The 23,924-nt window shown below is 59.7% G+C and carries 24 protein-coding genes; 18 read left to right on the forward strand and 6 right to left on the reverse strand.

Features of this window, described 5'->3' with window-relative positions:
• The first annotated feature begins 76 nt into the window (after positions 1 to 76).
• Positions 77 to 1,531 (forward strand): beta-barrel assembly-enhancing protease, encoded by a 1,455-nt coding sequence (locus tag PG888_RS04535; RefSeq protein WP_420000833.1) that lies wholly within the window; start codon positions 77 to 79, stop codon positions 1,529 to 1,531.
• A 100-nt stretch (positions 1,532 to 1,631) separates the two neighbouring features.
• Here the strand turns inward: PG888_RS04535 and PG888_RS04540 are convergent, their stop codons facing one another.
• Complete coding sequence (locus PG888_RS04540) at positions 1,632 to 2,114, reverse strand: TlpA family protein disulfide reductase (protein WP_182939420.1); 483 nt, start codon at positions 2,112 to 2,114, stop codon at positions 1,632 to 1,634.
• A gap of 60 nt (positions 2,115 to 2,174) precedes the next feature.
• Here PG888_RS04540 and arsC point away from each other — a divergent pair, with 60 nt between their 5' ends.
• Both arsC and PG888_RS04550 read left to right on the forward strand, forming a co-directional pair.
• Entirely contained in the window at positions 2,175 to 2,525 is a 351-nt protein-coding gene (arsC, locus tag PG888_RS04545) for an arsenate reductase (glutaredoxin) (protein WP_182939421.1), read from the forward strand.
• Positions 2,522 to 2,905 (forward strand): DUF2069 domain-containing protein, encoded by a 384-nt coding sequence (locus PG888_RS04550; RefSeq protein WP_107684428.1) that lies wholly within the window; start codon positions 2,522 to 2,524, stop codon positions 2,903 to 2,905. Before arsC ends, PG888_RS04550 begins: the two co-directional genes overlap by 4 nt.
• A gap of 57 nt (positions 2,906 to 2,962) precedes the next feature.
• On the opposite strand, the gene PG888_RS04555 is transcribed toward PG888_RS04550, so the two are convergent.
• Positions 2,963 to 3,571 carry an acyl carrier protein phosphodiesterase gene (locus PG888_RS04555; RefSeq protein WP_270692851.1) on the reverse strand — a complete coding sequence of 203 codons (609 nt, stop codon included), beginning with the start codon at positions 3,569 to 3,571 and terminating at the stop codon, positions 2,963 to 2,965.
• A gap of 83 nt (positions 3,572 to 3,654) precedes the next feature.
• Positions 3,655 to 3,960 carry a hypothetical protein gene (locus PG888_RS04560; protein ID WP_182939422.1) on the reverse strand — a complete coding sequence of 102 codons (306 nt, stop codon included), beginning with the start codon at positions 3,958 to 3,960 and terminating at the stop codon, positions 3,655 to 3,657.
• Between PG888_RS04560 and PG888_RS04565 the strand changes: the two genes are divergently transcribed.
• Both PG888_RS04565 and iadA read left to right on the forward strand, forming a co-directional pair.
• A complete protein-coding gene (locus PG888_RS04565; protein WP_019445361.1) occupies positions 3,959 to 4,741 on the forward strand; it encodes an ABC transporter substrate-binding protein in 783 nt (260 codons plus the stop codon). The genes PG888_RS04560 and PG888_RS04565 overlap by 2 nt on opposite strands.
• Before the next feature lie 66 nt (positions 4,742 to 4,807).
• Positions 4,808 to 5,938, forward strand: a complete 1,131-nt coding sequence (gene iadA, locus PG888_RS04570; protein ID WP_182939423.1) for a beta-aspartyl-peptidase — start codon at positions 4,808 to 4,810, stop codon at positions 5,936 to 5,938.
• 91 nt (positions 5,939 to 6,029) lie between these two features.
• On the opposite strand, the gene PG888_RS04575 is transcribed toward iadA, so the two are convergent.
• Positions 6,030 to 6,932 (reverse strand): lysine exporter LysO family protein, encoded by a 903-nt coding sequence (locus PG888_RS04575; RefSeq protein WP_182939424.1) that lies wholly within the window; start codon positions 6,930 to 6,932, stop codon positions 6,030 to 6,032.
• A gap of 533 nt (positions 6,933 to 7,465) precedes the next feature.
• Here PG888_RS04575 and PG888_RS04580 point away from each other — a divergent pair.
• From PG888_RS04580 to dcuC, 13 genes are all read left to right on the forward strand, one after another.
• The gene (locus tag PG888_RS04580) at positions 7,466 to 8,236 is read left to right on the forward strand and encodes an ABC transporter ATP-binding protein (protein WP_033138423.1); all 771 of its coding nucleotides are present in this window, start codon (positions 7,466 to 7,468) and stop codon (positions 8,234 to 8,236) included.
• A gap of 49 nt (positions 8,237 to 8,285) precedes the next feature.
• Entirely contained in the window at positions 8,286 to 9,059 is a 774-nt protein-coding gene (locus PG888_RS04585; RefSeq protein ID WP_182939425.1) for an ABC transporter substrate-binding protein, read from the forward strand.
• Positions 9,060 to 9,245: 186 nt separating this feature from the next.
• A complete protein-coding gene (locus PG888_RS04590) occupies positions 9,246 to 9,986 on the forward strand; it encodes an ABC transporter permease (RefSeq protein ID WP_058053807.1) in 741 nt (246 codons plus the stop codon).
• Between the two features lie 3 nt (positions 9,987 to 9,989).
• Positions 9,990 to 10,682 (forward strand): ABC transporter permease, encoded by a 693-nt coding sequence (locus PG888_RS04595; RefSeq protein ID WP_058053806.1) that lies wholly within the window; start codon positions 9,990 to 9,992, stop codon positions 10,680 to 10,682.
• A 176-nt stretch (positions 10,683 to 10,858) separates the two neighbouring features.
• Positions 10,859 to 11,518: a TIGR01621 family pseudouridine synthase gene (locus PG888_RS04600; RefSeq protein ID WP_182939426.1), complete on the forward strand. Its 660-nt coding sequence runs from the start codon at positions 10,859 to 10,861 to the stop codon at positions 11,516 to 11,518.
• Between the two features lie 26 nt (positions 11,519 to 11,544).
• Complete coding sequence (locus tag PG888_RS04605; RefSeq protein WP_182939427.1) at positions 11,545 to 12,240, forward strand: HAD family hydrolase; 696 nt, start codon at positions 11,545 to 11,547, stop codon at positions 12,238 to 12,240.
• 224 nt (positions 12,241 to 12,464) lie between these two features.
• Complete coding sequence (hppD, locus tag PG888_RS04610) at positions 12,465 to 13,589, forward strand: 4-hydroxyphenylpyruvate dioxygenase (RefSeq protein WP_182939428.1); 1,125 nt, start codon at positions 12,465 to 12,467, stop codon at positions 13,587 to 13,589.
• On the forward strand, positions 13,582 to 14,733 hold the full coding sequence (locus tag PG888_RS04615; RefSeq protein WP_182939429.1) for a homogentisate 1,2-dioxygenase: 1,152 nt from the start codon (positions 13,582 to 13,584) through the stop codon (positions 14,731 to 14,733). Before hppD ends, PG888_RS04615 begins: the two co-directional genes overlap by 8 nt.
• 10 nt (positions 14,734 to 14,743) lie before the next feature.
• Positions 14,744 to 15,739, forward strand: a complete 996-nt coding sequence (locus PG888_RS04620; protein ID WP_182939430.1) for a fumarylacetoacetate hydrolase family protein — start codon at positions 14,744 to 14,746, stop codon at positions 15,737 to 15,739.
• A 139-nt stretch (positions 15,740 to 15,878) separates the two neighbouring features.
• Positions 15,879 to 16,514, forward strand: a complete 636-nt coding sequence (gene maiA / locus PG888_RS04625) for a maleylacetoacetate isomerase (protein ID WP_182939431.1) — start codon at positions 15,879 to 15,881, stop codon at positions 16,512 to 16,514.
• Between the two features lie 461 nt (positions 16,515 to 16,975).
• Positions 16,976 to 18,472: a C69 family dipeptidase gene (locus PG888_RS04630; RefSeq protein WP_182939432.1), complete on the forward strand. Its 1,497-nt coding sequence runs from the start codon at positions 16,976 to 16,978 to the stop codon at positions 18,470 to 18,472.
• Positions 18,473 to 18,955: 483 nt separating this feature from the next.
• Positions 18,956 to 20,194, forward strand: coding sequence for a peptidase T (gene pepT / locus PG888_RS04635; RefSeq protein ID WP_182939433.1), 1,239 nt, complete (start codon positions 18,956 to 18,958; stop codon positions 20,192 to 20,194).
• Positions 20,195 to 20,203: 9 nt separating this feature from the next.
• Positions 20,204 to 21,577, forward strand: coding sequence for a C4-dicarboxylate transporter DcuC (dcuC, locus tag PG888_RS04640; protein ID WP_182939434.1), 1,374 nt, complete (start codon positions 20,204 to 20,206; stop codon positions 21,575 to 21,577).
• A gap of 103 nt (positions 21,578 to 21,680) precedes the next feature.
• Here dcuC and asnB read toward each other — a convergent pair whose 3' ends face one another.
• Entirely contained in the window at positions 21,681 to 23,345 is a 1,665-nt protein-coding gene (gene asnB / locus PG888_RS04645; RefSeq protein WP_182939435.1) for an asparagine synthase B, read from the reverse strand.
• 192 nt (positions 23,346 to 23,537) lie between these two features.
• Positions 23,538 to 23,906 carry a cupin domain-containing protein gene (locus PG888_RS04650; protein ID WP_182939436.1) on the reverse strand — a complete coding sequence of 123 codons (369 nt, stop codon included), beginning with the start codon at positions 23,904 to 23,906 and terminating at the stop codon, positions 23,538 to 23,540.
• Between the last annotated feature and the right edge of the window lie 18 nt (positions 23,907 to 23,924).

Here is a 23,924-nt window from a genome sequence, read left to right on the forward strand (position 1 = left end):
GCGTGAAACAACGCTTGTAGCCCTTGATGGGCAAGGGTATTCTGCCGAGGCCCTTTCTGATGGAGATAGAGATAACGTGGCACGCTTTTCCCCCCTGATGGCATCGCTTCCCCTGCTGGCTTCCCTGATGGGCGCCACGTTTCATGCCGAGGCCAATAATCAGCTTCCCGACATCGGCACGGCCGGGGTGGCGGCCCTGCCTATCGAGCAGGAGGTGCGTTACGGCAACGCCTTTATGCGCTTTGCCCGCGCGGGCCTGCCGATCATCGATGATCCGGTGCTGAGCCAGTACATCGACGATCTGGGTCAGCGACTGCTGACCAACGCCGATGGGGTGCGTTTCCCGTTTACCTTCTTCCTGATCAATGATCCCACCATCAACGCGGCCGCCTTCCTCGGCGGGCGGGTCAAGGTGCACACCGGCCTGTTCCTCTACGCCGACAGCGAGAGCGAGTTGGCCTCGGTACTGGCTCACGAAATCACTCACGTGACCCAGCGCCATATCGCCCGTTATATGGAGGCGCAGGCGAGCAGCTCGGCGGTGACCCTGGCCGGTCTGGTGGGCTCCATCGCGCTGGCGGTGATCAACCCGACCGCCGGTATCGCTGCGCTGCAGACTACGCTGGGCCTCTCCATGCAGTCCGCCATCAACTACACCCGCGACAACGAATATGAAGCGGATCGCATCGGCATGAAGACGCTCTACGATGCCGGTTTCGACCCCATGGGGATGGCCAACTTCTTCCAGAAACTGGCTGCCGAATACCGTTACGCCAGCAAGCCGCCGGAAATGCTGCTCACTCACCCGCTGCCGGAGACCCGCATCAGCGAGGCCCGCGCCCGCGCGGGCAACTATGGCCGCCGCGACTTGCCGCCCAGCCTCGACTTCTGGCTGGCCAAGGTGCGTATTCAGGTGCGTTTTGGCACCGATACCCCGCAGGGGTTGCTGAGCTACTTCGATACCCGGATCCAGAAGGGGGATTACCCGCTCAAGGATGCCGCCATCTATGGCAAGGCGCTGGCGCTGATCCAGCTCAAGCGCACCGACGAGGCTGACACCCTGATGCAGGAGCTGGCGTCCCGTCATCCGGAAGATCTCTTTATCGTCGATGCCCAGACCGACATCGATCTGGCCAAGGGACGCAGTGCGCAGGCCATCGCCCGGCTCGAGAAGTTCCGCAGCCGGATGCCGGACAACGAAGTGGTGGTGGTCAACCTCGGCAACGCCTACCTCGAGAGCGGCAACTACAAGAAGTCCATCGCCATTCTCGACCCCTATGCCCGCGAGCATGAAGAGAACAATCTGGCCTGGAACCTGCTGGCCGATGCCTATCGCAAGGCGGGCAGAATGACCGAGCTGCATATGGCGCGGGCCGAGATGCTCGCCCTGCGCGGGGATTATCAGGCGGCCATCGACGAGCTGATCGTGGCACGCGGTACCACCAGCGATCGGATGACCCTGGCTCGTCTGGAGGCGCGCATCACCGAGCTGGAGCGGGCCAAGAAGGATCTCGACAGCCTCAAGGGCTAACGACAGCAGGCATTTTCCAATACAACAAGGGCGCACCACGGTGCGCCCTTGTTGTTTATGGCGGTGGCGTTGATGTGTGTGAGGTTGATAGAGCGACGGGCTAGTGACTCATACTGCTGGCGGTCGCCTTGAGCATCTCGATGTTCGACGGGTCCAGTTCACCGATCAGCGTCTGCTTGAGTTTGCCTTCACTGTCGAGCAGATAGCTGGTGGGCAGGGCGCCCGGGCGCGGGAAGGGGAAGCTGGCCTCCGCATTGGCAATCAGCAGCGGCACCTTGATGTGGTACTGCGCTGCCAGTTTGTCCAGCTCTGCTGGCGTGGTCGGGTCGTAGTTGATGGCCACCACGGTGATCTGGCCTTCTGCCGCCAGCGCGTTGAGGCGCGGCATCTCCCGCAGACAGGGGGCGCACCAGGGGGCGAAGTAGTTGACCAGGAGCGGCTTGCCGACAAAGTGGCGCAAGCTGACCGGCTGCCCTTTGGCATCGGTAAATTCGGGGGCGGGTGTGCAGGCGCCCAGCAGGCCAGCCACAATCAGCCAACAAATTCGTTTCAATTCCTTTCCACTGCCGCTTACCCTGACCATCACTTTCCCCTACAATAGCGCCGTTTCTAGTCCCATCTTGCGATTAATCAGGGAGTTACCATGAGCGAGACCCAAATCTACCACAATCCGCGCTGCTCCAAGAGTCGCGAAACCCTGGCCCTGCTGGAACAGCACGGGATCGCCCCTGATGTGGTGCTCTATCTGGAGCAGGCCCCGAGCGAAGATGAGATCCGCAACCTGCTCTCTCTGCTCGGTTTTAGCGATCCGCGCCAGCTGATGCGCACCAAGGAGGAGCTCTACAAAGAGCTGGGATTGGCCGATGTCAGCGGTGATGCACTCATTCGTGCCATGCATCAGCATCCCAAGCTGATCGAGCGTCCTATCGTCATCAAAAATGCTCAGGCTCGCATTGGTCGCCCGCCGGAGCAGGTACTGGAGATCCTCAAGTGAGCACCCGCTTCGCACGTTGGCTGACCCTGGTCGGCTTCTTCGGCCTGCTGGGCTGGGTCATTCTCTGGCATCTGTGGCTGTCACCCCATCCGGACCTCAACCCCTGGCTGCTGCCGGTGATCTGGACGGTGCCGCTGCTCTTCCCGCTCAAGGGGATAGTGCAGGGTAACCCTTACACCCACGCCTGGGGCAACTTCGTGTTGATGCCCTATTTCCTGCACGCCCTCACCCTGATCACCACGGATGAGGGGGAGCGGTGGCTGGCGGTGGTGGAGTTGCTGTTCACCACCCTCGCCTTTGTCGGTACCATCTACTACGCCCGTCTGCGTGGTCGGGAGCTTGGCTTAAGCATTCGCAAGAAGAAAGATGAAGCCAACTGATGACAAACGCCCCGCAAGGGGCGTTTTTTTGTGGGGAAACAGGCCTATCCAGGGGGATCACTGTGCCCCTTGCGCTGCCCGATATTGGGCCAGCTGCTGCTGGCTAAAATCCATCAGCTGGGGATAGAAACGCAAAAACCCCGCTTCACATTTTTGCCACTGCGCCTCATCGAGGGTCAGCAGCGCCTCTCCCAGTTGTACCGGGCGGCGCAGTCGGCGGCCGATGCCGTTAAGGGCTTGCCCCAGCCCCTCCCTGTGGCGGTAGGAGGCGATCCAGTTCTGCTCGGCCATCCGTTTGAGGGGGAGTGGCAGTCCGCCCGGCAGATGCGGGTGATCCGCCAATAGCTGGTCATAACTGCGTTGCAAGAAGCGGGGCAGGGGCTCGGTACTGAACCGCCCCCAGTGCTGGCTCAGCCAGTGGTCGTAGAGCATGTCCACCACAATGCCGCCAAAGCGACGCCAGGGGGCCTCGAAACAGGCGACGGCCGCCTTGTGCTCGGGGTGGCTGTCGGTGAAAGCGTCAATTTTGCGGTGTAGCCAGATCCCCTCATCGAAGTGGGCGGCAAGCCCCGTGGGCAGTGTGCCTTTGACGAAATCGCCGAGCAGATTGCCGGTGAGGGAGCTTCGGGTGTGGGCAGCCAGATGGAGATGGGCCAGAAAATTCATCGGTCGCTGTGGGTCTGTTATGGGATGGCAAGATGCTTCGAGCCTAACGGATCCTGCCCGCCTTGACCATGATCGGGATTTTGCTAATGCCCGGCGGCTGCCTCTTGCCGGGCAAATTTGGGGCGTGCTAAGGTGATTGCCATCTTTGTCACAGGACGCGACAAACCACCATGATGCGCAAAGCCAGAGGCTTTTTTCTGGCCTTCTACTTCAAGCCTTTCTATCTCTCCGAGTGGTTCGACGAATAGATCGAACCCCTGGAGCAGTTCACTGACGCCCGCTCGGGCGTGATCTCGCTCATCCAGATTTTGCCGCTTTTGGTCATCGCATGCATTCGCCTGCGGTGCCTTGTCCGCGCTTGTGCGCTTTTTATGTAATGGAGTACTCATGATGAAGATCAGACTGACCCTCTCAGCCCTGTTTGTTGCCAGCCTGCTGGCCACCCCCGCCATGGCCAAGGAGTGGAAAACCGTGCGCTTCGGGGTGGAGGGGGCCTACCCGCCCTTCTCCTGGACCGATGCGTCGGGCGAGATCAAGGGGTTTGATATCGATCTCGCCAACGCCCTGTGTCAGCAGATGGCGGTCAAGTGCGAGCTGGTGGCGCAGGATTGGGACGGCATGATCCCGGCCCTGCTGTCGCGCAAATACGATGCCATCATCGCCGCCATGTCGATCACCGACGAGCGGCGCCAGAAGGTCGATTTCACCGAGAAATATGCCCATATACCCAATCGCTTTGTGGCGGCCAAGGGGACCGAGCTGACGCTGACCCCGGAAGGCATGGCGGGCAAGCGCATCGGGGTGCAGCGGGCCACCACCCACGACAAGTACCTGACCGACAATTTTGGCTCGAATGTCACCATCGTCCGCTACGGCAATGCCGATGAGGCCTATCTCGATCTGAAGGCGGGTCGGGTGCTGGCCCTGCTGGCCGATGCCTCTGCCATTGAGCAGGGGCTCCTTGGCAAAGAGGGGGGCGACAAGTTCGACTATGTGGGGCCCGCCCTGACCGATCGCCAGTGGTTTGGTGATGGGATGGGGATCGCCGTGCGCAAGAGCGATAAGGAGCTCAAGGGCAAGCTGGACGAGGCGATCAAGGCCCTGCGTGCCAACGGCACCTATCAGCAGATCAACCAGAAGTACTTCAAGTACGATATATATGGTGGTTGACGGGGGGAGGGAGCTTGCTCCCTCTCTTTTCATTGGGCAAGCGACAATCGTGCAAGGAGGATCGCCATGTTGACCCTGATCGAGGGGGCCGAGATCTTCAGCCCTACCCACCTTGGCCAGCAGGATCTGCTGGTGGCCGATGGCCGTATCGCCTGGATGGGCAAGGGGTTGACGGTGCCCACAAACTGGCCGCTGCATCGGGTCGATGGTCGTGGTCGCTATCTGGTACCCGGGCTGGTGGATCCGCTGGCCCATATTACTGGCGGTGGCGGTGAGGGGGGCTTTGCCTTTCGCACCCCGGAGCTGGCGGCGAGCGAGGCGCTTATGGCCGGTGTCACCACCCTGGTGGCGGCGCTTGGCACCGACAGCCTGACCCGCACTCCTGCGCAGGTGCTCGGCAAGGTGCGCGAGTTTCGCGCCGCCGGGGTGAGCGCCTTTATGTATACCGGCTCCTACCATCTGCCGGTCAAGACCCTGACCGGCACGGTGGAGTCGGACATCATCCTGATCCCCGAGGTATTGGGGGTAGGGGAGGTGGCCATCTGTGACCACAGATCCAGTGCGCCGACCCACGACGAGCTGGCCAGGCTTGCCAGCGAGGCGCGGGTGGCCGGGCTGCTTGCGGGCAAGAGCGGGGTCAGCTTCTTCCATGTCGGGGATGGCAAGGGGGCATTGGCGCCCCTGCGGGCCCTGCGCGATGAGACCGACATTCCGCTGCGCCAGCTCTATCCTACCCACTGCAACCGCAACCCCTGGCTCTTCGCCGAGGCCATCGAGTGGGGCAGGGCGGGAGGCTGGGTAGATCTCACCACCTCGAGCTTTCCCGATCTGCTGGAGGATGGCGAGCGGCTTGCCGCCGATGCGCTCCTCGAGCTGTTGGCCGCCGGTGTGCCTGCCGCGCGCATCACCTTCAGCTCGGATGCCAACGCCAGCCTGCCGCGCTTTGATGGCGAAGGGCGGCTAATCGAGATGCGCTGCGGCCAGATTGCCAGCCTGTGGCAGCAGTGTGTGCGCGCGACCCGGCTCGGTGTCTCGCTGGAGACGGCACTGACCGTGGTAACGAGCAATCCGGCGCAGGCGCTGGGGCTCGGCAGCAAGGGGCGTATCGGGGTCGGGCAGGATGCGGATCTGCTGCTGGTGCACGACCGGACGTTTGCTATCGAGCGAGTGATGAGTGGCGGCCAGTGGCGCGAATAAGTCATAGATAAAGCAAGCGTGCGGTATACCCAGATAACACAAGCCCGACAGTCGTGTCGGGCTTTTTCGTGCTGGCTGCGGGCAAATGCAGTTAGATCGCCAGAAACCCGAGGATCAGGATGGGGCCGAGCAGGCTCAGGATAAAGCCGGAGACGATGGCCACCGGCACTACCTGAATGCCCCCCGATTTCTGGATGACCGGCAGGGTGAAGTCCAGCGCCGTGGCGCCGCCATAACCGATGGCGGCCGAGGGGTGGCGACGCATCAGCACCGGAATGATCAGGATGGCGATAAGCTCGCGCCCAAGATCGTTGATAAAGGCGGCTGAGCCCAGCACGGGCCCCAGTTTGTCGGCCACCAGAATGCCGGAGAGCGAATACCAGCCGAAACTGGAGCTGAGGGCCAACCCGTGGCTCAGGGGCATGCCCAATAGCTGGGCGGCCAGCAGGCTGCCAAGCCAGCTGCTGATGATGACGGTGAAGGCGATCTTCATCCCCCAGGGATTGAGCAGGATCTGCCGCAGTCGCATGCCGGAGTTGCGCATCTGCACCCCGATGAGAAACAGCAGCAGCATCAGGGCCCACTCGCTCCACTTGTCGATGGGCAGGGCGCGCAGATCCACCAGCAGCCCGAGCAGCACGCCGCCGAGCACCACAAAGCAGAGCTGCAGTGACTCCCACAACAGGTGCAGCTTGCTCGGCATCCTGGCATCGTTTGCCTCGTGGGTCGGCGGCGTGCGCTTGTCGAGCCACCAGAGGGCCAGCAGGTTACAGACCGTGATCGCCGCCAGCATCACCCCGGCGACCTTGAAGATCACCGCCAGATTGCTGCCCAGGTTCTCCACATAGGCAAGCCCCAGCCCCATCAGAAACAGGATGAGGTAGACCATCTTGCCCAAACTCTGGTTGACCAGCTTGATCAGTCGGGCAGTGGAGAGGGGAACCAGATAGCCGATTGCCAGTGGCAACAGGATCAGCAACACATTGAGCAACATCGAGGCCTCGATCACAAAAACTGATAAAAATACCACCTTATCATTACTTATTGGCTCTGTGTCACATATCTCTCGCTTTCATGGCCGAAAACAGCCCTTTTTTGAGGGTGTTGTTACTTTTTCGCCACAACTCGGCTGTTTGTTAAGGTTCTGTGCGAGCCCGAGTGAACCAATGAAATCAAGTTGATCCGATCGGGGGGCTGATCTTTCGCTCTGCAAGGGGGTGCATAAAGCGATTTCGGAGCCGGTTTGGCACGCATTACGCTTTTCTCTTGCCACTGATATGATTGGGGTATAAAAAGGCGGTATCTGAATAGCCATTGAAACGGCTGTTTATGCAAACAAAGTGCTGAAAAATACGCAAAGAGCGAATAAAAATAGAGCGAATCCCCTGAAGACCCTCGTTCTGTATTGTTTTTTCACTATCCGGGTGATATTTTCGCTGAAGGTTGCCATCGGTTAACTTTTTGTTAAATGGACGATGGTTGAGTCACGCCCCCTGCGGCGTCTAGGGACAGACAAGGTTGTAATGGATGAGCGACGTTGCCGCACTGGAAGTACGTGATCTGCACAAATATTTTGGCACCCACGAAGTGCTCAAGGGCATCGACATGACCGCCCACAAGGGGGATGTCATCTCCCTTATCGGCTCCTCCGGCTCGGGGAAGTCGACCTTTCTTCGCTGTATCAATTTGCTCGAAACTCCCTCATCCGGCACTGTCTCGCTCCATGGCGAGCTGATTGCCATGAAAACCAACCGGGCCGGTGAGCGGCAACCACAAGATATGCGTCAGGTGGAGCGGATCCGCAGCCGACTGGCCATGGTGTTTCAAAGTTTCAACCTCTGGTCACACATGACCATCATGCAGAACATCATCGAAGTGCCGATCCAGGTGCTCAAGGTGCCCCGCGCCGAGGCGATCGCCAGAGCCGAGCATCTGCTCAACCGGGTCGGGCTGTGGGAGCGGCGCGACTACTATCCCGGCCATCTTTCCGGTGGTCAGCAGCAGCGAGCCGCTATCGCCCGTGCGCTGGCGGTGGAGCCCGAGGTGATGCTGTTTGACGAACCCACCTCGGCGCTGGATCCCGAGCTGGTGGGGGAGGTGCTCGGCCTGATGCGCGAGCTGGCCGAAGAGGGGCGCACCATGCTGGTGGTGACCCACGAGATGTCGTTTGCCCGGGATGTATCGAACAAGGTGATGTTTCTGCATCAGGGGCGGGTGGAAGAGGAGGGCAACCCCAAGGAGATTTTCGCCCATCCCAAATCCGAGCGGTTCAAGCAATTCATCTCCTCCATCTACTGATGGCGGAATGTCGAGTTACCCAATCAACTGTTTTATCAAGGAGAGATACATGAACAAGCTGATGCTGGCGACTGCCGTAGTCACTGCCCTCGCGTCCGGTAGCCTGATGGCCAAGGAGTGGAAAGAGGTACGGATCGGGGTTGAGGGTGCCTATCCCCCCTTCTCATGGACCGAGCCCAGTGGCGAGGTGAAAGGTTTTGATATCGACATCGCCAACGCCCTATGCGAAGAGATGAAGGTGAAGTGCACCCTGGTCAAGCAGGACTGGGACGGCATCATTCCGGCGCTGCTGTCGCGCAAGTTTGACGCCATCATCGCCACCATGGACATCACCGAAGAGCGCAAGAATAAGGTGGACTTCACCCAGAAGTACCAGCACATTCCGGCCCGCTTCGCTGCCAAGAAGGGCACTGACGTCAAGCTCGACAAGGCTTTCATGGATGGTAAAACCGTGGCGGTGCAACGTGCGACCTCCATGGATACCTACATCACCGACAACTTCCCGAACGCCACCATCAAACGTTACGGCACCGCTGATGAAGCTTATCTCGATCTGAAATCCGGTCGTGTCGACTATGTGATGGCCGACTCTGCCGCCATCACCGACGGTCTGCTGAAGAAGGAAGGGGGCGATGCCTACGAGTTCGTTGGTCCGAAACTGACCGATCCCAAGTGGTTTGGCGAGGGTGCCGGTATCGCGGTGCGCAAGGCTGACAAGGATCTGAAAGAGAAATTCAATGCCGCCATTCTGGCGCTGCGTGCCAACGGCAAGTACAAGGCGATCAACGACAAGTACTTCGAGTTCGACGTATACGGCGAGTAAAACAAAGAGACGTTTACGGCGAGTAAAGGCAGTGCCCTCTCCCTTTGGGAGAGGGCAGGGTGAGGGGACTTGTGACGTTTTGCTCAACGACAAGTAACAGGCCGATTGGCTCACCTCGCCAGTAGTCCCGGGGCCCATGTTCTCTGTGTGGAGCAATGGGCCCTATTAATTGCAATGGAGCTGCCCATGTTTGATTTGAAAGGATACGAAGCCTCGCTGCTGGAGGGCGCCTGGGTCACCCTGGAAGTGGCGCTGGCCTCCCTGCTGCTGGCGTTGCTGCTGGGGATGCTAGGGGCGCTGGCCAAACTCTCTCCCTACAAGTGGGCCCGGGCCATCGCCACCGGCTACACCACCATCATTCGCGGTATCCCCGATCTGGTGCTGATGATGCTGCTCTTCTTTGGCGGCCAGGTGCTGATCAACGGTATCTGCAGTTGGGTCAACGAGGCTTATAACAGCTTTTTACTTGAAGGTAATCCCAATCAGGAGTGGGTCTCCCTGCTCCCGGACTATATCGATATCAGCCCCTTTGTAGCCGGTGTCGCGACCATCGGCTTTATCTTCGGCGCCTACATGACCGAGACCTTTCGCGGCGCCATTCTGGCAGTGGACAAAGGCGAGCTGGAGGCCGCTCGCGCCTTTGGCATGCGGGCAACCCAGGTGTTTGTGCGGATCCTCTTCCCCCAGATGATGCGCCACGCCCTGCCGGGTTTTGGCAACAACTGGTTGGTGCTGCTGAAAACCACCGCGCTGGTCTCCATCATCGGCCTTGATGACATGGTGCGCAAAGCCTCGCTGGCGGCGGGTTCAACCCAGCAACCCTTCACCTTCTACATGGCGGTGGCGCTGATCTTCCTGATCTTCACCGCAGTCTCCACCTCGGCGCTCAAGTGGGCCGAGCGCCACTATGCGATAAAGACGAGGTAAGCCATGGATTTCTCAATCATTCTCAAAGAGTGGCCGACCTATTGGGAGGGGCTCTATACCACCGTCTGGCTGGTGGCCCTCTCTCTGCTCCTCGGTCTGATGCTGGCGGTGCCCATGGGCATCCTGCGCAACAGCCGCAACTGGCTGATCAAGGGGCCGATCTGGGCCTATATCTACTTCTTTCGTGGCACCCCGCTGCTGGTGCAGCTCTTTATCATCTACTACGGCGCCGCCCAGTGGGAGTGGCTGAAAAACAGCGCCGCTTGGTCGCTCTTCTCCGAGGCCTGGTTCTGCGCCCTGCTGGCCTTCACCCTCAATACCGCCGCCTATACCGCCGAGATCGTGCGCGGGGCGGTGCACAACATGCCGCGTGGCCAGATTGAGGCGGCCAACGCCTTTGGCATGACCCGCTGGCAAACCCTGACCCGGATCATTTTGCCCAACTCGTTTCGTCGGGCATTGCCTGCCTACAGTAACGAGGTGATCTTCATGCTGCAGGGCTCGGCGGTGGCGGGCATCATCACCATCGTCGATTTGACCGGCGCGGCGCGGATCATCAACTCCCGCTACTACAGTCCGTTCGAGGCGTTTTTGACCGCCGGGCTGCTTTATATGCTGCTCACCTTTGTCATCGTCTGGCTGTTCAAGAAGTGGGAAGCACGCTGGCATGCCCACCTGCGCCCGCGCAATGTGTAAGGGTTGAGCTGCCAAGATTGCCGAAAATGGCCCCACCTGTTGCAGGTGGGGCCATTTTTCATCTTCATCGTCTGCCCGCCCGGTTTGCCAAATGGCAGCCGAGCAGGGAGAATGCAGCACTCCCGAGCGCGGTCAGCCGTTGGCTGCGTGCCTTATCCCCCAGTTCCCGAGGTTTTATGTACCGGATTTTGTTTGAGCATCCCGCTTTTCTGGTTATCGACAAGCAGCCCGGCATCGGCATGCATGACGAGAAGGGCGACGGGGAGACGGTCAATCCGGGGCTGGTCAATCGCGTGAAGGCCGATACAGGGCTGACTCTCTATCCGGTGCACCGGCTCGACAAGATGACCTCCGGGCTGGTGCTGCTGGCCCGCACCACGGAGGCGAACCGCGAGCTGAGCATGGCTTTTGCGGCCCGCGAGGTGAGCAAGCAGTATCTGGCGCTCTCCGATCGCAAACCGAAGAAGAAGCAGGGCTGGGTGAAAGGGGATATGCAAAAGGGGCGCGGTGGCAGCTGGATGCTGGTGCGCACTCTGGATAATCCTGCCATCAGCTGGTTCGATTCGGTGTCGGTGCGCGAGGGTCTGCGGCTCTATCGCATCAAGCCCCAGACCGGCAAGACCCACCAGATCCGGGTTGCCCTCAAAAGCATCGGCGCGCCTATTCAGGGGGATGAACGCTATGGCGGTACGCCAGCCGATCGCGGCTATCTGCACGCCTGGCGACTGAGTTTTTCGCTGGCGGGGGAGCCGTTCGATTTTGTCTGCCCGCCCACACAGGGGGCTGAGTTTGTCACTCCTGAGCTGACAGCCGCGATCGCCACCCTTGTGCCCTGATGTTTATGCGCCGAGAGCCTGACGCCATGATCCATTCAGCAAAAGCGCGTGATGCATCCAATGCCTCTGACGGGAGCACTCCGCGCTGGATCCTGGCCGACTTTGACGACACCCTGGCCCCCGGCGACAGCCACGCCGGTCTGTTGCGCTATATCCTGCGCCGCCGGATCTGGCCGCTGCTGCTGTTGCCGGTGATTGCGTTGGGTGGTTTGGTCTATTTGTTGCCAAGTCAGCTGCTACCCAGCCAGCGGCGGCGCGGTATCTCCCTGATCTGGTGGGCCATCACCCTGGGGCTCTCTCCCTTGGGCTGGCGCAAGCTGGTGCGCGCCTATTGCCACATCAGGCCGGGACTGTTTCGTCAGGCTCGCGATCTGCTGCAAAGGGAGGAGGCGCGCTGCTGGGTGATCTCCGCCAGTCCCTGCGCACTGGTGCGTGCCCAGCTCCATCAGCAACTGCCCGGCCAGTTGCCCCACCGGATCATTGGCTCGCAGATGCATTACCGTTTTGGCGGTCTGATGCCGCGCTTCTATTGCCACGGCCAGCACAAGCTGTTGCCTGAAATCTGCGCCCTCGATGTCGAGCTGGCGCTTAGCGACAGCCTGCACGATCTGCCGCTGCTGGGGTTGGGGGAAGAGGCGTGGTTGATCAATCCGACGCCCACGCGACTGCAAAAAGCCCGGGCCCGCTTGCCCCATCTGATAGTCAAAAACTGGCAACTGTAATGCAAAGCTGACAGCCATGCGGGTCGTCACACTTTGATCCGCAGGGCTGCGGCTTGAATGTCACAATCCATTTACATCTTTTGCTACCAGCTGCGAAAAACTATCTGCATCTCGCCTCTTCTCTTCCTGCTACGCCCTGCTTCTAATGAAACAAGTTGTTAACACTTGCTGCGCCACTGGGTGCTGCAATCCGTTTTAACCGAATCAAGAGCAAGGAGCGCCCGATGAATGCCACCTCTTCCGCCACTCACACCATCAATCCGTTAGGCACAGATGGCTTCGAGTTCGTCGAGTACACGGCCCCCGATGCCAAAGGGATTGCTGCCCTCAAGAGCCTGTTTGTTTCGCTGGGGTTTGCCGAGGTCGCCAGGCACAAACACAAGCAGTGCTGGCTCTACCGACAGGGGGATATCAACTTCGTGGTCAATGCCGAGCCCCACTCCCAGGCCGAGCAGTTTGCCAGTCTGCACGGGCCGAGCGTTTGCGGCATGGCGTTTCGGGTGAGCGATGCGGGCAAGGCCCAGCAGTTCGCCATTACCAAGGGGGCCAAGCCCTTTGTCGGCAAGATTGGCCCGATGGAGCTCAATATTCCCGCCATCTACGGTATCGGCGAGAGCACTCTCTCCTTTGTCGACCGCTACGGCGACAAGGGCTCCATCTACGACGTGGATTTTGTCTTCTACCCCGACTGGCAGGCCCGGATGGCCGAGGTGGATGCCGGTCTTATCGAGATCGATCACCTGACCCACAACGTCCATCGCGGCAATATGGATATCTGGTCCAATTTCTATGAGCGGATCGGCAACTTCCGTGAAATTCGCTACTTCGATATAGAGGGCAAGCTGACCGGGCTGCACTCCCGTGCCATGACTGCCCCCTGCGGCAAGATCCGCATCCCCATCAACGAGTCGGCGGATGACAAGTCCCAGATTGAGGAGTACCTGCGCCAGTACAAGGGGGAGGGGATCCAGCACATCGCCATGGCCTCCAGCGATATCTACCAGACCATCCGTACCCTGCGCAGCCGCGGTACCGGCTTTATGCCGACGCCCGATACCTACTATGAGCAGGTGAACAGCCGGGTCGAGGGGCATCAGGAGGATCTGGCGGCCCTCAAAGAGCTGCGCATCCTCATCGACGGCTCCCCCACCAAGGATGGCATCCTGCTGCAGATCTTCACCGACACCGTCATTGGTCCGGTCTTCTTCGAGATCATCCAGCGCAAGGGCAACGAAGGGTTTGGCGAGGGCAACTTCAAGGCGCTGTTTGAATCGATCGAGCTGGACCAGATCCGCCGTGGTGTGCTGGATGACGCTGAGCATGGCAAAGGAGATCCAAGTAATGCGTAACTGGATAAGTTTCCCCCATCGGGAGGGAACCCACTCCCGTCAGGCCCATGCCGACCTGCCGGAGCAGGCCATCTATGAGCGCGAGCTGGGACGCAGCGGCTTTTTCGGCCCAGCCACCCACATGCACCACAAGCATGCCCCCACCGACTGGAGCAGTTGGGAAGGGCCGCTGCGGCCACGGCTGTTTGACCTCAATGCCCTGCAAGATGAGGTGAGTTCCCTCTCCCCCTGGGTGGCCCCCGACATTCTCAGCAACCCCCACTGCCGCTACCGGATCTGGCGGCTATCCGAGGCGATGCCGTTTCTGGTGCGCAACGCCGACGGCGATGAGCTCTTGTTTATCCACGAGGGGGGCGGCGAGTTCTTCTGCGACTACGGCCACCTGACCCTGCGCGATGGTGACTACGTGGTGATCCCCCGTGGCACCATGTGGCGCATCGAGCCGACAGCGCCCATGTTCATCCTGATGATCGAGGCGACCAACGACAGCTATCAGCTGCCGGACAAGGGGTTGGTGGGCAATCACGCCATCTTCGATCCGACTGCGCTCGATGTACCCGCTATCAATGAGCGCTTTTTGGCCCAGCAGGATGAAAACCCCTGGTCGCTGCAGGTGAAACGCCACGATCAGGTGTCGGTCATCACCTGGCCCTTCAACCCGCTGGATGCGCAAGGTTGGCATGGGGATTTGTGCGTGGTGCGCCTCAACTGGCGGGATATCCGCCCGCTGATGAGCCACCGCTATCATTTGCCGCCGTCGGCCCACTCCACCTTTGTGGCAAGCCGTTTCGTGATCTGCACCTTCGTGCCACGCCCCATCGAGAGCGATCCCGGCGCCCTCAAGGTGCCCTTCTATCACAGCAATGATGATTACGACGAGGTGCTCTTTTACCACGCCGGGGATTTTTTCAGCCGGGACAACATCGAACGGGGCATGGTCACCTTCCATCCCGCCGGTTTTACCCACGGCCCCCATCCCAAGGCGTTTGCGGCGGGACAGGCCTATGCCAAGAAGTTCACCGACGAGGTGGCGGTGATGCTTGATACCCGCGATGCGCTGAACGTCGGCAGCCTGTGCGAAGGGATCGAGAACACCCGGTATGTCTCCAGCTGGCAGCGCCCGAACGCGGCTGCCGGCAAATAAGGAATCGCTTATGAAATTGGCAACATTGAACAATGGCAAGCGCGATGGCGCTTTGGTGGTGGTGAGCCGGGATCTGACCCGGGCGGTGCGGGTGAGCGAGATTGCCCCGACCCTGCAGGCCGCCCTCGATGAGTGGACCGAGGTTGTCCCCAAGCTTGAGGAAGTCTATCAGCAGCTTAACGAGGGCCGTGTGGCCGAGGCGTTCCCGTTTGACGAAGCGTCTTGCCTCTCTCCCTTGCCGCGCGCCTACCAGTGGGCCGATGGCAGCGCCTACGTCAACCATGTGGAGCTGGTGCGCAAGGCGCGCGGCGCCGAGATGCCCGAGAGCTTCTGGCACGACCCGCTGATGTATCAGGGGGGCTCCGACAGCTTTCTAGCCCCCCGTGGCCCCATCGTGATGGGCTCCGAGGAGTGGGGGATCGATTTCGAGTCGGAAGTGGCCATCATCACCGACGACGTGCCGATGGGGGTGAGCCCGCAGGGGGCCGCCAGCCACGTCATACTGCTGATGCTGGTCAACGACGTGAGCCTGCGCAACCTGATCCCGGGGGAGCTGGCCAAGGGCTTTGGTTTCTTCCAGTCCAAACCGTCCAGCGCCTTCTCGCCGGTGGCGATCACCCCGGACGAGCTGGGGGATGACTGGCGCGATGGCAAGGTGCTGCTGCCCCTGCGCACCCATCTGAACGGCGCCCTGTTTGGTGCCCCGGATGCCGGGGTGGATATGACCTTCAGCTTCTTCGAGCTGATTGCCCACGCCGCCAAGACAAGACCGCTCGGGGCGGGCTGCATCATCGGCTCGGGCACGGTCTCCAACTACGATCGCAGCGCCGGTTCATCCTGCATCGCCGAGCGCCGCATGCTGGAAATTCTTGATTGTGATCAAGCTACAACCTCCTATTTGCAGTTTGGTGATAGAGTGTCGATCGCGATGGAAGATCGCTCTGGCCAAAACCTGTTTGGCACCATCTCTCAACAAGTGGTGCCTGCGAGCGGTCAGGGAGGTTGATGGCCAGCGCCGGTTGGTGGCAACCCAATTCCGGATATGTCCGGATCACGACGAGCCCTCAACCGGTGCCTGATACACAAGGAGGCAGGTGGCGAGCACCTGCCGGGCTTCGGGCCCAGATAAAAAGCAGGGACAGATTATGTTGCAGTTGTTTGGCTATTGGCGTTCGTCGGCAAGTTTTCGGGTGCGGATCGTGTTGCAGCTCAAGGGGCTCGCCTACGAGCAGCATCCGATCAATTTACGGCAGGGCGAACAGCGCGAAAAGGCCTACCGCCGTCTCAACCCCCAGGGGCTGGTGCCGTTTCTGGTGGATGGCGATCTGCAGATCGGTCAGTCCGTCGCCATCATGGAGTACCTCGACGAGACCTATCCCGCCTACTCCCTGATGCCCTCTGCTCCCGAGGCGCGGGCCCGGGTGCGCCAGATCGTCAACATGATCGCCTGTGATACTCATCCCCTCAACAATCTGCGGGTGCTGGGCTATCTGGAAGAGCACTTCAGGGCCAACAAAGCACAGGAAGCGGACTGGTATCGCCACTGGATTGACGAGACCTTCACTGCCCTTGAACAGCTGTTGATGACCACCGCCGGTGTCTACTGCGTCGGCAACGAAGTGACCCTGGCCGACTGCATGCTGGTGCCGCAGGTCTATAACGCGCGCCGTTACGAGATGATCCTGGACGATTACCCCACCATCTGCCGCATTGTCGCCAACTGCGAACAGTTGCAGGCCTTTATCAAGGCCGCCCCCGCAAACCAGCCGGACGCGCAGTGATCCGCTGACACAGCTGAAAATGACGGGATGACGTGCTCACGTCACCCCGCTATCCGACCCTCTCTTGATTGATCTCATCGCCGGTTTGCCTCCGGGGGGGCTGGTGAATCGACTTATTGTCAAAAACTCCGCTCTTGTCACAGTTATCAATATTTTGAGTTGTAGCGTGCTTCATTGTTGGTGTTTTGCGTTATTAATCACACTCCCATCAGTTGATTAAGCCTAGTATCGCCACGCCTGAGGTATAGGCGAAAGGGGAGATGCGAACAGGTCGCTTATCATGGGCGCCTAGGTTTCTGTCGATTGTCCCGCGATTTGTCCGCACCTCTCTTTTTCATTTTTTACGGTTTGATGGCCCGCACTGCCCGGCCCGTGTCACTGTGGCTATCCCTTGCGACAGAGGCAGGTTGACTGGCGAGCCACCGTTTATTTGCAACCACTCTGTGCAACAAGGAGATCTCATGCATTCCTTCAAAAAGTGCGTCGTCGCACTCTCCATCAACCTTGCCCTCTTCTCATCGGCGTTCGCTTGTACCACCTTGCTGGTCGGCAGTGAGGCCAGTGCCGATGGCTCCATGATGGTGGCCCGCAGCGCCGACAGCGATGCCCTGAAAGCCCAACATTTTGTGATCCATCCGGCCAAGCAGGGGCAAAGTGGCGTGCACAGCTCCAAGGCTCACAACGGCGCCAATGATTTCAGCTACCCCTTGCCGAAAAACTCCCTGCGCTATACCACAGTGCCGAACTGGAAGACCCAGCTGCACGGCGCTACCGGGTTCAATGAGAAGGGGGTAGGGGTGAGCGGCACCGAGTCCATTTTTGCCTCACCCGAAGCGCTCGCCTTTGACCCCTATGTGGAAGACAAGGGGATCACCGAGGATGACATTCCCGATGTGCTGCTCTCTCGGTCCACCTCGGCCCGCGAGGCGATCGCCTTGCTTGGTAACATCATCGAGACCATAGGCGCGGGAGAGGGATTTGGCGTTGCCGTGGTGGATGACAACGAGCTCTGGTATCTGGAGACCGCCACCGGCCACCACTGGATGGCGCAGCGTCTGCCGAAAAATCACTATTTTGCCACCGGTAATCAGGGCCGCTTGCAGCAGTACGATCCCGCCAGTGCCGACATGATGGGATCGAAAAATCTGATCGAATTTGCTACCGAGAAGGGGCTCTACCATCCGCAAAAGGATGGGGCGTTCAACTTCTCGAAAGCCTATACCCGCGATGACGAGCGGGATCGCACCTATAACGATCCGCGGGTCTGGACCATCCAGCAGATGTTTAACCCCTCGCTCAAGCAGGCGGTAGATGCCGGTCGCCAGTTCCCGGTCACCCTCTCCCCTGAGAAGAAGATGACGCTGGAGGAGGTCAAGGCGGTGCTGCGCAATCACTATGACGGCACCGAGCACGATCCCTACAGCAAGGGGTTGAATGGTCAGGAGCCGTGGCGCCCCGTCAGCGTGTTTCGCACCTATGAGTCCCATGTGATGCAGGTACGCCCCTGGATGCCGCGTGAGGTAGGGGAGGTGACCTATGTGGGCCTCGGCATGGCGGACCTGACCGCCTTCGTTCCCTACTACAGCGGTCTGGAGGCCTATCCGGCGCACTATGCCATGGGCAGTGACAAGGCCGACAGCGACTCCATCTACTGGAAATATCGCAAGCTGCAGACCCTGGTGATGACCGATTACCCCAAATTGGCCCCCATGGTGAAGCAGGCGTACCAGAGCTGGGAGGCGAAGATCGCCAAAGAGCAGAAAGAGATGGAAGCCAACTACCTGAAAACGGTCAAGACCGACAAGGTTGCCGCCAACAGCATGCTCAACGACTTCAATCTGCGGGTGATGCAGGAGGCCGAAACGCTGACGGAAGATCTGACCAACCAGATCTTCACGGTGCGCACCCAGGATATTCAGGCCGATATCTTCTTCGCCAATAAGGCGAAAAAGGATTAACCGCGACGCACTCATCATGCCAAAGAGGGACCCCGACGGTCAGCCTGAGCGGTCGCCAGGCTGACCGGTTCCTCTGAACACTTTCCCTCTATCGATGCCGGAGCCTGTGCTCCGGCATTTTTCCTCTATGACATTCCGCCAATGTGTCTGGCCCGGGCAGTGGATTTCGCTACCCAATACGAAAGCAGAGACTTTCATTCAGGTTTTTATTTCGCCTTTCAGCATATCAGGCATGTGATCAGCTACCCACTTTTGGTTATCTGATGGCTTTTATGCAGCTTTTCTGTGTTATTTATCACTACCCATTGATTCGACTGTGATGGGCACTCTCTTTCTCCATCTCATTTTTTCTCGTTAATCCAAGGCGTTATCGCTTCATCAGACGGCTGTTTGCAGAAAAAGGCGACTGCTTTCTGAATAAGGTGACCGCGCCGCCGGATCTCGTCACGGCATCATTCCGTCACTACTCACAGGACTACCGCAATGCAGATTGTCGACCGATTTTTGGGATACACCGCCATCAATACCACCACCAACCGTGAAGCGGGCGCCGCCGGGGTGATGCCCTCTTCTCCTGGGCAGCGGGTGCTGGCTGACAAGGTGGCAGAGGAGCTGATTGCCCTGGGGCTGACCGTGGAGGTAGCGGACAACGCCATCCTGACCGCCACACTTCCTGCCAATGTAGGCGGGGATCTGCCCACCGTGGCCTTCTTTGCCCATCTCGATACCAGTGCCGAACATACCAACGATACCCATGCCCAGGTGGTGGCCTATGAAGGGGGAGATATCTGCCTCAATGCCGAGCTGCAGATCACCCTGCGCCAGAGCGAGTTCCCCGAGCTGGCCAACTATGTTGGCGATCGGATCATCGTGACCGACGGCACCAGCCTGCTGGGGGCCGATGACAAGGCGGCCATCGCCGCCATCGTCAATGCGGTGGCCTATCTGCAGGCACACCCGGAGATCCCTCACGGCACCATCAAAATTGGTCTGGTACCTGACGAGGAGCAGGGGCTGCGCGGCGCCAAGGTGTTCGATACCGAACGTTTTGGCGCTGATTTCGCCTACACCCTCGACTGCTGCGGGGTTGGCGAGCTGGTCTATGAGAACTGGAATGCGGGGGATGCGGAGTTTGTCTTTCACGGTGCCTCGGCTCATCCCATGTCGGCCAAGGGCAAGCTGAAAAACTCGCTGCTGATGGCGCACAAGTTTATCGCCATGCTGCCGGGGGGCGAAGCGCCTGAATATACCGAGGGGCGTGAAGGTTACTACTGGGTCAAGCAGATGCAGGGCAACAGCGCCCAAACTGTGCTCAAGCTGGATGTGCGCGACTTCACTCAGGATGGGTATCAGCAACGAATGACCCTGCTCGACACCCTCGGCAAGAGCTGTCAGGCCCTGTGGGGTGAGCAGAGCGTGAGTTACCACTTGAGCGATCGCTACAGCAATGTGTTCAACAGTTTGCAGGGCGATAATCGTTATCCCATCGAACTGGCGCTGGCCGCTTACGAGACGCTGGGGATCACCCCCAAGCCCATCCCGATGCGCGGTGGTTATGATGGCGCCGTGCTCTCCCAGAAGGGATTGCCCTGCCCGAACCTCTTCACCGGTGCCCACAACTTTCACTCCATCTACGAGTACCTGCCGGTTAAATCCCTCGAGGCGGCCAGTGCCGTGGTGATCGAGATAATCAAGCTCACCCACGCCCGTTTCAGTCGCTAAGGAGTCGTCATGTTTCAGGTAGTTATTGCGGTATTGGTCATCGTGCTGGTGGCCAGGTTGATCCTCAAAGGCTATCGGGCCGAGCCGGTGCTGTTTGCCGCCGGTCTGGTGCTGATGGTGGCAAGCCAGCTGGCAGGGTGGGGGAGTGTGCTGCCCAAAGGGGTTGCGAGCACCGGAATTGCCCTGTTCGATCCGTTTGAGGTGATGCGGGATCTCTTCAGTTCGCGGGCGGCCGATCTGGGGCTGATGATCATGGCGCTGATGGGCTTTGCCCATTACATGGATCATATCGGTGCCAATGATGCGGTGGTTCGCATTGCGATTCGTCCGCTGCGCCGGTTGCGCTCTCCCTATGTGTTGCTGTTCTTCTCCTATCTGCTGGCCAGCGCGCTGCAACTGGCGATCCCCTCGGCGACCGGTCTGGCGGTACTGTTGATGGCGACCCTGTTCCCCATCATGGTGGGGCTGGGCCTCTCTGCGGCCTCGTCGGCCGGGGTGATTGCTACTTCCCTCGGGGTGGCCTATACCCCGACCGCCATTGACGCCATCCGTGCAACCGATGCGGTGGGCATGGGCCACAACGTGATCGAATATGTCTACACCTATCAGGGCCCGGCCGCACTGGCGACCGTGCTGGTGGTGGGCTTGATGCACGTATTTTGGCAACGTCGTTGCGATCTGCAGGACGGACACCAGCATCAGGGCGCTGCTGCGGTGGACGACTCAGCGCAACAGGTCGGAGTCCCCGGTTTTTATGCCATCTTGCCGATGCTGCCCATCATCATGGCGGTGGGCTTCTCCTCCCTCTTTGTCGATCACATCAAGCTCAACGTCATCACCATAGTGATGATCTCGATGTTTATCAGCATGGTGGTAGAGGCAGCCAGAACCCGTGACATGAAGCAGGTGTGCGGTGGTTTCAGCCACTTCCTCAACGGCATGGGGTCAGCGTTCAGCAACGTGGTGGGGCTGCTGGTGGCGGCGGGGATCTTCGCCCACGGCATCAAGGTGCTGGGGGTGATCGACATTCTGATCGTCGGCGCCGAACATGTGGGGCTGCCCGCCTTTGCCATGGCGATCGTTTTTGCTCTGGTGACGCTGGTTGCCGCCATCATCATGGGCTCCGGCAATGCGCCCTTCCTCGCCTTTGTCGAGCTGATCCCACAGATTGCGGCGAGCATGGGGGTCAATACCGCCGCCATGATCCTGCCGATGCAGCAGGCCTCCCATATGGGACGCGCCATGTCACCAGTCTCCGGGGTGATCATCGCGGTCTCCAGTGGCGCCAAGCTGACTCCGTTCGCGGTGATCAAGCGCACCTCGGTACCCCTGATGGTCGGTTTTGTCTTCCATACCCTGATCGTGGGGATCTTCTATCTGTAACTGCCCCTTCGGTTATCCGTAGATGAATTAACGAAAAGCCCTTCACCGTGGTGAAGGGCTTTTTGCTATCTGACGTTATCCGCCCGGGTGAACCCGTTCGGGCTTAGTAGCCTTGCTGGTGCACGTCCATCACGGCACGGCCGGACGGGTCGGCCATCTCCTTGAACTTGGCATCCCACTCCAGCGCGGTGGGGGTGGAGCAGGCGACCGACTTGCCATAAGGTACGGTACGGGCGGCGGCTTCCAGCGGGAAGTGCTCGTCGAAGATGGCGCGGTAGAAGTAGGCCTCCTTGGTGAGCGGGGTGTTGATGGGGAAGCGGAATTCCGCTGCCTCGAACATCTGATCCGTCACTTCCTGTTCCACCATGGCTTTCAGGCTGTCGATCCACGAATAACCCACGCCGTCGGAGAACTGCTCCTTCTGGCGCCATGCCACTTCGTGGGGCAGCAGATCCTCGAACGCTTCGCGCAGGATGTGCTTCTCGATCTTGCCCTTGCCGCACATCTTGTCGGCAGGTTGCAGGCGCATCGCCACGTCCATGAACTCCTTGTCGAGGAAGGGCACACGACCTTCCACGCCCCAGGCAGCCATCGACTTGTTGGCGCGCAGGCAGTCATAGAGGTGCAAAGAGGCGAGCTTGCGCACGTTCTCTTCGTGGAACTCTTTGGCGTTGGGCGCCTTGTGGAAGTAGAGGTAGCCACCGAACAGCTCGTCGGAGCCTTCGCCGGAGAGCACCATCTTGATCCCCATCGCCTTGATGTAACGGGCCATCAGATACATGGGCGTGGAGGCGCGGATGGTGGTGACGTCATAGGTCTCGAGGTGATAGATGACGTCGCGCAGGGCATCCAGACCCTCTTGCACGGTGAAGTGGATCTGGTGGTGGATGGTGCCCAGATGATCGGCCACTTTACGGGCGGCAGCCAAGTCAGGCGAGCCTTCCAGCCCCACGGCAAAGGAGTGCAGTTGCGGCCACCAGGCTTCGCTCTTGCCATCGTCTTCCACCCGACGGGCGGCGTAGATCTTGGTGATGGCGGAGATGACGGATGAATCCAGCCCGCCGGAGAGCAGCACGCCATAAGGCACGTCGCACATCAGCTGGCGTTTGACCGCCGCTTCCAGCGCGGCTTTCAGCTCGGCCTTGTCGCTGACGTTGTGCTCGACCGCGCTGTACTCCATCCAGTCGCGCTTGTACCACTGTTTGAGCTCGCCATCCTTGCTCCACAGGTAGTGTCCCGGCGGGAAGGTTTCGACGCTCTTGCAGACCGGCACCAGCGCCTTCATCTCGGAGGCGACATAGAAGTTGCCGTGTTCGTCGCGACCGGTATAGAGGGGGATGATCCCCATGTGGTCGCGACCAATCAGATAGGCATCCTGCTCGGCGTCATAGAGGATAAAGGCGAAGATGCCGTTGAGATCGTCCAGAAACGCTGGGCCCTTCTCCTTGTAGAGAGCGAGCAGCACTTCACAATCGGATTTGGTCTGAAACTGGAAGTCGACCTTGAGGGTTTTCTCCAGCTCTTTGTGGTTGTAGATCTCGCCATTGACCGCCAGCACATGGGTGCGCTCGGGGTTGTAGAGCGGCTGGGCGCCATTGCCCGGGTCGACGATGGCCAGACGCTCATGTACCAGAATGGCTTTGTCGGAGCTGTAGACGCCGGACCAGTCAGGCCCGCGGTGACGGAGTCGCTTGGACATCTCCAGCGCCGATTTGCGCAATAGAGCCGGGTCGGTTTTGATGTCCAGAATGCCGAAAATAGAACACATTGGCGGTAATCCTCTTGATTTTTATATGAGCCCCCCACGTCCGGGCTCGAAATTCCATTTACATTCCTCGTCAGACACAATGCCTAGCGGAAAAACCTTTTGCAAGCGGGAAAACCGCAGAAAATCATGCCGTAAGCGTCAAGCGGATCAACAGGATAAGGGTTGCTGCAACGGGGCAGGGTGACGTGAACGTCAAGCCGAGGCGGGTTCGAAGATGACATAGACCTTGCGACAGGGGGTAAGGGTCTCCCACTCACCGATAAAGCCGGCGGGAATGACAAATTGATCGCCGGGTTTGAGGACCAGCTGGCCGCCCAGACTGTCGTGGATCACCACATCCCCCTCCAGCAGCTGGCAATACTCGTGCTCGGTGTAGTGGATGGCCCAGCGGCCCGGCTCGCAAGACCAGAAGCCCACGTGAAACTGCTGGCTGGGGTCGGAGTAGTGGTTCCACACCGTCTGACTCGGGTTGCCCGCTTTAATGCGCTCGGGGGCTGGCATCAGTGGGGTAGGGGCCGCCTCGTGGCGGCCCGGCAAAATCCAGTCGTTGAGGGTCTTCATGGTGCCTCCATGGCAATG

The sequence above is a fragment of the Aeromonas sp. QDB23 genome, assembly GCF_027707745.1.
GTDB lineage: Bacteria > Pseudomonadota > Gammaproteobacteria > Enterobacterales > Aeromonadaceae > Aeromonas > Aeromonas allosaccharophila.